Origin of the sequence: Arsukibacterium indicum, from assembly GCF_019100565.1 — a bacterium.
GTDB lineage: Bacteria > Pseudomonadota > Gammaproteobacteria > Enterobacterales > Alteromonadaceae > Alishewanella > Alishewanella indicum.
Genome location: NZ_JAHRID010000002.1, coordinates 567,299 through 578,671, shown reverse-complemented (window position 1 = coordinate 578,671; position 11,373 = coordinate 567,299). Strand labels below are relative to the sequence as shown.

Genomic DNA, 11,373 nt, shown 5'->3' with positions numbered 1-11,373 from the left:
TACACCGCCAGGCTCCCAATAAAGCCAAAGAGCCCACTCAGTCGAGTGGGTTTTTTGCTTTATCCGCTGCGCGGGTGTACTCCTCACGCACGCCAGCCACAGCCCCTTTGGGGTGTGGCATTGTGCTGACCCCTCCCTGGTCAGCATCGCTTCGCGACCTGCCTGCGGCAGTCTAAATTCGTTCCTGACGAATTTGTCGCCATGCTGGCTTTGAGCTTCGCAAATACATTCAAATTTTAGATCGCCATGCTACTCTCAAGCTCCGAACTTATTACTAAGTTTTTGTCGCCATACTATATCGGAGTGCTCTTTGGCTTCCCCCTTTGCAAAAGAGGGACTGAGGGAGATTTGTTTAGCTGTTATTTATGCTAAATTAACTAAACCTCTTCTGCTATGTACGTTTTATATGCATTTGAACTACCTGAAGCGTTTTTTAGCTTTACCTTTAAACAGGCTTTTGTATAATGGCGCCTCCAACGCTAGGGGCATAGTTCCAATTGGTAGAACAGCGGTCTCCAAAACCGATGGTTGGGGGTTCGAATCCCTCTGCCCCTGCCACTTCTTTTTATTATGAAAATATCAGCAAGCCAGGCTCAGTTACTACGTCAGCTTAATATTAAGCCTTTGCAGAGTCGTTCTGTTTTTACTCCAGAATCCATCGCACAGCATAATGACTTAACTTCTGAGCATGCGAAATTACTTCAGCCTGAAGACACAATATTAAGCAGAGATATCAGAAAGCTGTTATCAGAAACGCTGATCAGTGACTGGTTACTCGATCCTGCTGGTAGCGACTGCGCGGTTGCCGAAAATGGTAACCTGCTTATTACCCCGGTGCTTACCTCACTACAAAACCCGAAAGCTAAGAAGCAACTCTGGGCTTTGTTGCAACAACAATTAGCCGATGATGCTGATTAAACCACTATCTATCGTTGATATACCGGATTTGCTGACAATAGAAACAGCGGCCAATCCTTACCCCTGGACGGAAGGGGTATTTAAATCCTGTTTCGGTAGTCAGTATTTTAATTTTGGTATTTTCGATAATGAGCAATTGCTTGGTTTTTACTTTGGTCAGTTTATTACTGTTGAAAGCCAGCTTTTTAATATTTGTGTTAGCCGTGATCAACAAGGTAAGGGGCTGGGTGGTAAATTATTGGCTCATTTTATCAGCCAGTCTGAGCTGCGTGATGCAACAGAAGCCTGGTTAGAAGTCAGAGCATCTAATCATTCCGCAATTCATTTATACAGTAAGTTTGGTTTTATTGAAGCGGGCGTCCGGCCGAACTATTACAGTAGTACCAGCGGCAAAGAAGATGCGTTAATGATGTGTCTGCCACTACGGTTTTCTAATTAAACCCACGCTGTGCCAGCGGCAGTGATGCTGCTATAATCCCCGACAATTATTTTTCGTTGCTTTGCCAGCCAGCGCGCTGGTTATTAATTGATATTGGATACCATGACTAAAGATAAATTTCTGCATGAAATAGACAGCAGACGTACTTTCGCTATCATCTCTCACCCCGATGCCGGTAAAACCACTATTACCGAAAAAGTATTGCTGTTCGGACATTTGATCCAAAAAGCAGGTACCGTTAAAGGTAAAAAGTCCGGCCAGTTTGCAACCTCTGACTGGATGGAAATGGAGAAAGAGCGTGGTATTTCGGTAACCACTTCGGTAATGCAGTTTCCCTATAATGACTGTCTGGTAAACCTGCTTGATACCCCTGGACACGAAGACTTTTCGGAAGATACTTACCGTACCTTAACCGCAGTTGATTCATGTTTAATGGTTATTGACGGTGCCAAAGGTGTTGAAGATCGCACCATTAAACTAATGGAAGTGACCCGGCTGCGCGATACACCTATTGTTACTTTTATGAACAAAATGGATCGGGATATCCGCGACCCGATAGATTTGCTTGATGAAGTAGAAAGCGTGTTAAAAATTGCCTGTGCTCCGATTACCTGGCCAATTGGTTCAGGTAAAGAGTTTAAAGGTGTTTATCATATCCTGCGTGACGAAGTTATTTTGTATAAATCAGGTATGGGGCACACTATTCAGGACTTAGATATTATCAAAGGTCTGAATAACCCTGAGCTTGATAAGCGGATAGGCTATTACGCTGCACAATTGCGCGACGAGATGGAGCTGGTACAAGGCGCCAGCAATGAATTTGATCAGGCACTATTTTTAAAAGGCGAATTAACACCGGTGTTTTTTGGTACGGCCCTGGGTAACTTTGGTGTTGACCATATGCTGGATGGCCTGACCGAGTGGGCGCCAAAACCGCAGTGTCGTCAGACTAACAGCCGTCAGGTAGAGCCAGCTGAACGCGGCTTTAGTGGTTTTGTATTTAAAATTCAGGCCAATATGGATCCGAAACACCGTGACCGTGTTGCTTTTTTACGAATTGTGTCAGGTAAATATGAAAAAGGTATGAAAGTACGGCATGTGCGGATTGGTAAAGATGTGTTGATCCCACAAGCGCTGACATTCCTGGCTGGTGACAGGGAGCATCTCGATGAAGCATACCCTGGTGATATTATCGGTCTGCATAACCACGGCACTATTAAGATTGGCGATACTTTCACTACCGGTGAAGATATGCAGTTTACCGGTATTCCAAACTTTGCGCCTGAGCTATTCCGCCGCATTCGCTTGCGCGACCCGTTAAAGCAAAAGCAGTTACTCAAAGGCCTGGTGCAATTGTCTGAAGAAGGCGCAGTGCAGGTATTCCGACCTCTTGATACCAATGACTTAATTGTTGGCGCGGTGGGTGTGCTGCAGTTTGATGTTGTTGTCAGTCGGTTAAAGTCGGAATACAACGTCGATGCAATCTATGAGAGTGTTAACGTTGCAACCGCTCGCTGGGTATATAGCGATGATGGTAAAGCCTTGCAGGAGTTTCAGAATAAAGCCAGTGCTAACCTGGCTCTCGATGGTGGTGATAACCTGACTTATATTGCGCCTACCATGGTTAACCTGAATCTGGCAACAGAGCGTTACCCGAAAATCTCCTTCCAGAAAACCCGTGAACATTAACAGGCTGGTGATATGAATATTAAGCAACTTCTTAACGACAGAACTTTAGCGGCCTTTACTGCGTTAGGTTTACCGGAAGGCACTAATCCGGCCGTTACCCAGAGCACCCGGCCTGAATTTGGTGAGTATCAGATTAACGGCGCTATGAGTGCGGCAAAGTTACTAAAAACTAACCCCCGAGAGTTAGCCGGTAAGTTGCTAACATTATTAGATGTTAGTGACATTGCCGAAAAGGTTGAGATCGCCGGCCCTGGTTTTATCAATGTATCGCTAAAAGCCGACTGGCTGGCGCAGCAGTTGATGCTGGCAGCTGAAGACGCACGTCTTGGGGTAAGTATTAACCACCATCCGCAAACGGTAGTGGTTGATTATTCGGCGCCTAACTTAGCCAAAGAGATGCACGTTGGTCATTTACGCTCAACCATTATTGGCGATGCAGTTGTCCGCACGCTGGAGTTCTGGGGCGATAAAGTTATCCGTCAGAACCATATGGGTGACTGGGGTACCCAGTTTGGCATGCTGATTGCGCACTTAGAAGATAAGTTGGCCGCAGGGATTGATCTGGAGCAGGTCGCTCTGGCTGATCTGGAAGACTTTTACCGCGAAGCGAAAAAACGCTTTGACGATGAAGCCGGTTTTGCCGATAAATCGCGCGAGTATGTGGTGAAACTGCAAAGTGGTGATAGCCACTGTCAAAAGCTGTGGCAACTGTTTATCGATACCTCAATAAAGCACAGTGACGAAGTGTATCAGAAGCTGAATGTTACCCTGAAGCATGCTGATATTAAGCCTGAAAGTGCCTATAACAGCATGTTGCATGGCATTGTGGACGACTTAAAGCAACAGAAACTGGCTGTAGAGAGTATGGGCGCGCTGGTGGTTTTTTTAAGCGAGCTTGCTGACAAAGAAGGTAACCCATCCCCCTTTATTGTCCAGAAAACCGGTGGTGGCTTTTTATACTCAACTACTGATTTGGCCGCGTGTCAGTATCGCAGTCATGAATTATCAGCTGATCGGATTATTATATTTACCGATGCACGCCAGGCTCTGCATTTTAAACAGGTGGAGTTGGTGGCACGCAAAGCAGGCTACTTACGTGATAGTACAGCTTATGATCACTGCCCCTTTGGCACCATGATGGGTGAAGATGGTAAACCTTTTAAAACCCGGACAGGCGGCACTGTTAAACTGGCTGACTTATTGGAAGAAGCGGTTGTCCGTGCTAAAGCCGTTCTGCAGGAGAAAGTCACTGATCTGACAGCCGCAGAAGTGACTGACATTGCCAATAAAGTAGGCATTGGTGCAGTTAAATTTGCTGACCTTTCAAAAAATCGTACCAGTGATTATATTTTCAGCTGGGATGCTATGCTTAGCTTTGAAGGCGCTACAGCGCCATATTTGCAATACGCCTATACCCGGGTTCGCAGTATATTGCGAAAAGCAGAAGTTGCAGACGATTTCAGCGCGCAGATTATGCTGGGCTCAGTCCAGGAAAAACAACTGGCAGTTAAGTTACTCCGGCTGGAAGAAACGATACAAATGGTTATAAAAGATGCCCAGCCCAATTTGCTGTGTAACTATTTATATGAACTGGCCAGTTTGTATATGAGCTTCTACGAAGCCTGTCCGATTTTAAAAGATGACGTAGAACCAGAATTGCGCAACAGCCGTTTAATGCTGAGTATTTTGGCATCTAAAGTACTGCAGCAAGGTTTAAACTTACTCGGTATTGAGGTAATGGAGCGTATGTAATGAAAATTGACGATATTCGCCGCAGCTATACCAGAGATAAACTGGATGAAGATAAGCTAAAGCCGGATCCGATAGCCCAGTTCGAGTTATGGTTAAAAGATGCCATTGCTGCTGAACTGCCGGATCCAACGGCAATGTGCGTAGCGACTGTCGACAATCAAGGCCAGCCGTCGCAACGGCTGGTGCTGTTAAAAGACGTGAGTCAGGATGGTTTTACTTTTTATACTAACCTAGGCAGTCGTAAGGCGACAGAGTTAGAAGCTAACCCGAAGGTATGCCTGCACTTTCCCTGGCATCCGCTGGAGCGGCAGGTCATTGTTTATGGTACTGCCGAGCGGCTCGCAAGCTCTAGGGTAATGAAATACTTTATGTCCAGGCCAAAAGAAAGCCAGTTGGCTGCCTGGGCGTCAGAGCAGAGTCGGCCGGTTTCTACCCGTCAGGCATTACTGCAGAAGTTTGCTGAAATTAAACATAAATTTCAGCATGGTGAAGTGCCACTACCCTCATTCTGGGGTGGTTTTTTAGTGCGGCCACATAAAATAGAGTTCTGGCAGGGCGGCGAACACCGGCTGCATGATCGTTTTATGTACAGTAAAGATGATGCTTATCAATCATGGCATATTGAAAGGCTATGTCCCTGAGCAGTCAAGTGGCTGGCACTTACCCGTTGTTTGACAGCCACTGTCATCTGAATTTACCTGAACTTGCAACTGTGCAGGCACTACACTGGCAACAGGCGCAGCAGGTTGGCATCGCTGCTTTATTAATTCCTGCGGTTGAAAAAGCCGCCTGGCGGCCGTTACTTGAATCGCGCGCCAGCCAGCCTGCATGGCATATTGCGCTTGGTATTCATCCATGGTGGGCGATAAAGCATCAGCTTTCTGATACAGAGCTACTGAATAAAATGCTGCAACTACACAGCGCCGAAGTCTGTGCGGTAGGTGAGATAGGTCTTGATTTTGCACTGCCGGAAGATACATTTGATATCCAGCAACAGTTATTCGAGGCGCAAATCACTGTGGCTAAACAGTATAAAAAGCCATTGATTATGCATCATCGTAAAAGCCAGGCGCAAATTCTGGCTGAGCTGAAACGTCAGCAGTTTTCTGAAGGTGGTATCTTGCATGCGTTCTCCGGCAGTCAGCAGCAGGCAAAGGCATTTCTGGATCTGGGTTTTAAGCTGGGTATTGGTGGTACCATCACTTATCAGCGGGCGCAGAAAACCAGAAATACGGTACAAAAACTGCCATTATCCAGCTTTGTACTGGAAACTGATGCGCCGGCAATGCCAATTGCAGGTTGTCAGGGAGAAGTTAATACGCCGGCTAAACTTAGCGTCATTTTCGAAGAGTTTTGTTTGCTACGCACTGAGCAGGCGGCGTCGATTGCATCGACACTATGGCAAAACACTGTGCAGGTGCTACGGCTTGGATAACCTGACACTTTGTCGTGACAAGCGTGAGAAACTGCGCCGCAGCAGATAACCAATAAGCCCTGTTACTAACAACAGCAATAAAAGATGCTGCATTAATTGCTGCCAGCGGGCGAAACTGGGATTGAGTTTGGTATCTGGCTGCAGGCTTATTTTAATATAGCCAAGCAACTGCTGTTCACTGCGGATTTCCTGAACCAAAGGTACCAGATGCTGGCTGGCAAATTTACCGTACATGACTCTGGCGGCAGCACTGGCTTCCGACCAGCTGATACGCACACCGTTACTGTCGTAAAATACTACATCATACAAAAATGGGCTGGCAGCAATATTTCGGGTCAGTTGCTCAAGGCCATCAAGTTGGTCGTTTTCAATCAGATATGCTGCGGCCTGCGATAAGGTGATTAAGTTTTCCCGCATCAGTTGTTCAGCCTGGCCTTGTAAAATCGCCCGGCCCTGTTGGTTGGTTATTACCCAGCTATGTAATACAAACCAAATACCCGCTACTGCAATAGCTAACTGAAGCAGCTTAATAAAACTTGAAGTGGTGCTTGGTATTGCGATATTGTTCTGCATATTTTTTTAAACAAATAGCTGCTGCTGGCCCGGATGCGCTAAGCATGCCATGGTATTAACTTCAAGTATAGGTTACCCCATTGTCGTTCTCAATTTCCGTCAGTCCAAGCCAGCTATCAGCTGCCGATATCTCAGCCTTACTAACTCAGCAGTCAGCGCTCTGGTTACAGGCAGATGGCAGGCAACTGCTGCTGCAAGACACAGCGCCAGCTCAATTATTTGCTGATACGACGCCAGAGTGCGGCACGACGTCGAAGCTTAGCAGTAACACAATTCGGCTGTTTGGCAAACCGATTGATGGTTCGTTGCTTTACATGCTTTGCCAGTTTTTACCCACAGACACCGGGGTAAGGGCTTCACTGTTGCAGCCCCATCCACAATTACCTGTAGCTTTGTTAATCGAGCTTAGTTCCGGCCTTTCTGCTGAGCAGCAACAGCAGTTATACGTTTTTGCTTCGGAACAGCAGATTGAACTGGTATATCTGCAGCGGCCTGTCAGGTTGTCCGAGCCCGGCTTATTAGTTATGGACATGGACTCGACAGCGATTAGTATTGAATGTATTGATGAGATAGCTGCGCTTGCGGGGGTAGGGAAGCAGGTTGCGGATATTACTGCGCGGGCAATGAATGGTGAGCTGGATTTTGCTGCCAGTCTGACCGAACGGGTAGCAGCTTTACAAGGCGCATCGCAAACCGTATTACAACAGGTGTTGGCGTCGTTACCGTTAATGCCGGGTTTAACTGAGCTGGTAAAGCATTTGCAACAACAACGTTGGCATGTTGCTATCGCCTCGGGAGGTTTCACTTACTTTACCGAAGCATTGCAACAGCGTCTGGGGCTTACCGCCACTTACGCAAATGTTCTGGAAATTGAAAACGGCGTACTAACCGGCAAGGTTGTTGGTGCAATTGTTGATGCTGATGCTAAAGCAAGAGCCGTTGCTCAGCTGGCCGAACAGTACGCTATTGCTGCAGAGCAGACCGTTGCTATTGGAGATGGAGCAAATGATTTACCAATGTTAAAGACGGCGGCGCTTGGCGTGGCGTTTCATGCTAAACCGAAAGTACAGGCTGCAGTGTCGGCCAGAATAAACCAGGGGTCATTGCTGCAGTTACTTTATTTGCTGGACCCTGCATGAAGCATCAGCAAAGCTCAGTATACGTTGATTTACAGCAGTATCAGCTTCATCTGCGTCGATTAATACCGCTACAGGGTGTGTTAAATCCGGTGCTGTTTCTGCATGGCGCTATTGAAAACGGCCGAATATTTTACAGTCAGTCGGGTAAAGGCTTAGCCTGCTATCTGGCAGACCACGGCTTTATTGGCTACTGCGCGGACTTTGCTGGCAGGGGCTTATCACAGCCGTCGCTTAGCACCGGCTTTAACCAAAGCCAGCATGACGTTATTACCCGTGATATTCCAGCCTTAATTGAATTTGTTTATCAGCAGCACCAGCAACCATTGACGATTGTCGCTCACTCCTGGGGAGGTGTGTTGTTAGCCGCATCGCTATCACGCTTTCCGGGTTTAATCGATAAGGTGAGGGCCAAAGTATATTTTGGTACAAAAAGGGTTATCAGTGTCCGCAGTTTTGAGCGGAAAATTAAAATAGACTTACTCTGGAACCGCTTAGCACCGTGGCTGGGTAAAAAATATGGATATATCCCGGCAAAACAATGGCGGTTTGGCGCTGACAATGAGCCTACCAGGTTTTTAGCGGACACCATCAACTGGATAAAGGGCGCCCCTTTTGCAGATCTGACCGATGGTTTTGATTATGCTGCGGCCAGTCAGCAAGTTGTCTGGCCGCCAAGCTGGCATTTTGCTGCGGTTAACGATACGGTACTTGGTCACCCGCTTGATGTGCAGTATTTTATTAAAGAAACAGCCCAGCAAGATGGTAAATATACCTTGCTGGGCCGGGCTCAGGGGTTTATGCAGGATTATGATCACATCTCGATGCTAACCCATCCTTGTGCTAAACAGGATCACTTTGCCCAACTTAAACAATGGTTAAATGAGCTAGCAGAATAATCGGCGTAGCCTGAATGTCGCTATTTTTTGCTATTCTGCGACAATTGCTGCAGGCGTCGCGGGGTGTCTTCAACCTGGTCAAAGCAGCGGTAGCGCCAGGCCAGTTCTTTACTTATATCAACGGCATCACCGACACCGGCGACACTCCATAGCTCTTCTTCCAGGGTTTTCGCCCGGTGAATTGCGTAAACACTGATATAGCTTATTTCTCTGGCAATATAATCGGTGTCAGGTCGTCCGGTACGAGACAGAAATAAACGAAATGCAAACAAGGTTGCTTCATGCAGGGCGCTGGTAATAAACGCCTGCTTTTTTTCTGCATCATCAAATTCATAATCGTAATAACTTTCCAGTTTTGCCCCCGGGGCCGCAGGATTGCGGGGGGCCTTAATATAAAGCTCGTAGCTTTTTGGCGGGTCAAACCGTTTCATGGTTTTCAATTGCTGCGCAAATTGCAGGTTGGCTGTACTGTTTTTCAGTAACAGCTCAAGGTCAAGCGGCCCGGGATTACTGTACTGCATCAGCAAAGTATGAAGTGCGTTTGGTGTTGCGCCCTGAGCGATAACATTTAACTCGTAACGGATGCCTTTTCTATGCAGATAGAACGCAAAATTATTTAATGCCTTTAAGTACATAGTGCGTAATGCTTCGGACAGCCCGGGGTATTTCGGCGTTTCTTCTGCCAGGGTAAGCTTAGCCCGGTTATTCTGAATCAGTTGCTGAAAAAATTGCTTTGCAGTATGGCCGTCGTCGGTAGGCAGGGCGCGCAGATTCATAATGGTATGACTTTTACTGACTGCCATGACTTCATAAGGTAATTGGCTTAGCTGGTGTTTAGTGGTGATTTTCTGCAGATCGACCAAATCCAGTTGGATGATGTCACCCTTACTGTAACGCACCGGTTCGTTAGTCTCTATTTGCAGGCCGCCGGTAGAGAAGTCGCGGCTGAAACCCGCTACCAGTTGATCGTTATGGCGTAATTGCACTGTGGTTTTGTACAAGTACCTCGATTCAGCCCGCAAATTAATGTATTGCACCGGAATAGCTTCGCAGGGCGGCACCTGTGGTAGTTTGCGATGACCAAACTGATTAAGCTGACTTAAATGGGCCGGGTTATAGCGATACTGCTGGTAGTTTGCAGCGTTAGTCGCGCTAATGTCAGTAAGGCAGGCAATATAACGCAGGTTTTTTATTACACCTTGTACCAGCGGCGTTAAACCGGCTTTATCCGGCGCAGCCTCTGCTTTTACAGGTGCGCCCGGCAGGGAAAATGTTTCATTGGCGTGCTGGGCCGCGGTTTTAATCAAATTCAGATGAAAGACCCGCCAGCTTGGTTTAGCCGCCCCAAAGCCGAAAAACGTATCCCGAAGCTGCGGCGCGGCTGCTAATTCTTCGGCTGTCGCCGAGTAATAATAAAGCTTGCCTTTGGCTGCGTGGGTAAAGCAGTAAAGGATGGTAGAACGCTCCGGACCAGCCTGAGCTAACAGCGATTTTAATCGCTTAACCGCCAGCAAGGTTATCAGTACCGGGCGTTGCTGCTCATCCAGAAAGTAATGCCATACAGATTTATTGTAGTCAGTTGTCAGCGCAAAACGTGGACTGACGGCGCCATCATTAACCGCCAGATATACAGGCAGACTATTGAGTCTTGGCAGGTAAAACTGCTCGTAACCTTTGGTGGTTACGGCGTCAGTGGTGTTATCTAAATTAACTTTATAGCGGCGTTTATTGCCATGAATAAACTTTTGGAGAAAATTACTGAACCCCTGATCCTGCTCAGTCGGCAGCTTTTTCAGACGCCAGTAATTAACTTTATCCAGCTGCTCGACATCGACCAGCGTGTATTGCACACCAGCGGGAATATCAAGCGTAAACTCTTGCTCCAGGCCGGTAAAATTGATGGTGACGGTAGCACCGGGTTCTGCGGTTCTGCCTTTTGGGATCTTTAACTTACAACCTGAAATAGATAAGTCACTGGTGGTGGCGACAAAGCGGCTGTCATTGACCTGAACGTCGACATCGATGCCAAAATTCATTCGTTCTTCTGTTCGGTTGACGTAGTGACCAAAGGTTACCAGCTTTGCCGTACTTTGCTCGTTTTGCGCTGGAGCAGGGCTATCGTCGGCTGAATCACTGCTCTGTAGCACCGATTTAACCCGTTGTGCGGTTTCCTTTTTATGCATTACCCGAAAGTTATTGTCGGCATTCATGACTTCTTCGAATACACCTAAGGTATAACCGCCATATTGTTTCAGGCCATTTTCAAAAATCTGAATGGCTTTGTCGTCCATATAGTGGGTTTTTTCGCGAAATACATAAGGGCGCACCTCGCCATCAACATGGCCGCGCAGGTCAATGAAGTAATCGCATGGCTGAGCCATACGCTTTAATTCCATTTTCAGAAGAAATTGTTTAGATTTTGGCAAATCTGACGTCATCAGACTGAAAACTTTATCGAATTCAGTAGAGTTCATCAGGCTTTTCATGCGCTCAATTATGCCAACATAGTCTTTCAGGTCTTCAGTGGTCATA

General features: G+C 46.9%; 10 protein-coding genes and 1 tRNA gene. 9 read left to right on the top strand and 2 right to left on the bottom strand.

The annotated features are described in order from the left end of the window. The first annotated feature begins 481 nt into the window (after positions 1–481). The 7 genes from KQY15_RS07230 to KQY15_RS07200 all read left to right on the top strand — a co-directional run bounded on the left by KQY15_RS07230 (position 482) and on the right by KQY15_RS07200 (position 6,233). Positions 482–558: transfer RNA gene (locus tag KQY15_RS07230), tRNA-Trp, on the top strand. A gap of 12 nt (positions 559–570) precedes the next feature. After that, positions 571–918, top strand: coding sequence for a hypothetical protein (locus KQY15_RS07225; RefSeq protein ID WP_217668505.1), 348 nt, complete (start codon positions 571–573; stop codon positions 916–918). Then, a complete protein-coding gene (rimI, locus tag KQY15_RS07220) occupies positions 905–1,357 on the top strand; it encodes a ribosomal protein S18-alanine N-acetyltransferase (protein WP_254795491.1) in 453 nt (150 codons plus the stop codon). The genes KQY15_RS07225 and rimI overlap by 14 nt, the downstream gene beginning before the upstream one ends. Positions 1,358–1,459: 102 nt before the next feature. Next, positions 1,460–3,046, top strand: a complete 1,587-nt coding sequence (gene prfC, locus KQY15_RS07215) for a peptide chain release factor 3 (protein ID WP_217668504.1) — start codon at positions 1,460–1,462, stop codon at positions 3,044–3,046. A 12-nt stretch (positions 3,047–3,058) separates the two neighbouring features. Continuing rightward, positions 3,059–4,798 (top strand): arginine--tRNA ligase, encoded by a 1,740-nt coding sequence (argS, locus tag KQY15_RS07210; protein WP_217668503.1) that lies wholly within the window; start codon positions 3,059–3,061, stop codon positions 4,796–4,798. Continuing rightward, entirely contained in the window at positions 4,798–5,439 is a 642-nt protein-coding gene (pdxH, locus tag KQY15_RS07205) for a pyridoxamine 5'-phosphate oxidase (protein ID WP_217668502.1), read from the top strand. Before argS ends, pdxH begins: the two co-directional genes overlap by 1 nt. Beyond that, a complete protein-coding gene (locus KQY15_RS07200; protein ID WP_217668501.1) occupies positions 5,430–6,233 on the top strand; it encodes a TatD family hydrolase in 804 nt (267 codons plus the stop codon). Before pdxH ends, KQY15_RS07200 begins: the two co-directional genes overlap by 10 nt. Here the strand turns inward: KQY15_RS07200 and KQY15_RS07195 are convergent. After that, on the bottom strand, positions 6,219–6,806 hold the full coding sequence (locus KQY15_RS07195) for an AhpA/YtjB family protein (RefSeq protein ID WP_217668500.1): 588 nt from the start codon (positions 6,804–6,806) through the stop codon (positions 6,219–6,221). The genes KQY15_RS07200 and KQY15_RS07195 overlap by 15 nt on opposite strands. Before the next feature lie 80 nt (positions 6,807–6,886). Between KQY15_RS07195 and serB the strand changes: the two genes are divergently transcribed. Continuing rightward, positions 6,887–7,945, top strand: a complete 1,059-nt coding sequence (serB, locus tag KQY15_RS07190; RefSeq protein WP_217668499.1) for a phosphoserine phosphatase SerB — start codon at positions 6,887–6,889, stop codon at positions 7,943–7,945. Next, complete coding sequence (locus KQY15_RS07185) at positions 7,942–8,841, top strand: alpha/beta fold hydrolase (protein WP_217668498.1); 900 nt, start codon at positions 7,942–7,944, stop codon at positions 8,839–8,841. The genes serB and KQY15_RS07185 overlap by 4 nt, the downstream gene beginning before the upstream one ends. Before the next feature lie 20 nt (positions 8,842–8,861). Here the strand turns inward: KQY15_RS07185 and KQY15_RS07180 are convergent, their stop codons facing one another. Next, complete coding sequence (locus KQY15_RS07180) at positions 8,862–11,372, bottom strand: PilZ domain-containing protein (protein ID WP_217668497.1); 2,511 nt, start codon at positions 11,370–11,372, stop codon at positions 8,862–8,864. Position 11,373: the final 1 nt, after the last annotated feature.

What these genes read in the sequence shown, in the direction of transcription:
- KQY15_RS07185 (WP_217668498.1), top strand. Translation starts at nt 7,942, where the DNA reads ATGAAGCATCAGCAAAGCTCAGTATACGTTGATTTACAGCAGTATCAG.
- rimI (WP_254795491.1), top strand. Translation starts at nt 905, where the DNA reads ATGATGCTGATTAAACCACTATCTATCGTTGATATACCGGATTTGCTG.
- KQY15_RS07225 (WP_217668505.1), top strand. Translation starts at nt 571, where the DNA reads ATGAAAATATCAGCAAGCCAGGCTCAGTTACTACGTCAGCTTAATATT.
- KQY15_RS07200 (WP_217668501.1), top strand. Translation starts at nt 5,430, where the DNA reads ATGTCCCTGAGCAGTCAAGTGGCTGGCACTTACCCGTTGTTTGACAGC.
- KQY15_RS07180 (WP_217668497.1), bottom strand. Translation starts at nt 11,372, where the DNA reads ATGACCACTGAAGACCTGAAAGACTATGTTGGCATAATTGAGCGCATG.
- KQY15_RS07195 (WP_217668500.1), bottom strand. Translation starts at nt 6,806, where the DNA reads ATGCAGAACAATATCGCAATACCAAGCACCACTTCAAGTTTTATTAAG.
- pdxH (WP_217668502.1), top strand. Translation starts at nt 4,798, where the DNA reads ATGAAAATTGACGATATTCGCCGCAGCTATACCAGAGATAAACTGGAT.
- prfC (WP_217668504.1), top strand. Translation starts at nt 1,460, where the DNA reads ATGACTAAAGATAAATTTCTGCATGAAATAGACAGCAGACGTACTTTC.
- argS (WP_217668503.1), top strand. Translation starts at nt 3,059, where the DNA reads ATGAATATTAAGCAACTTCTTAACGACAGAACTTTAGCGGCCTTTACT.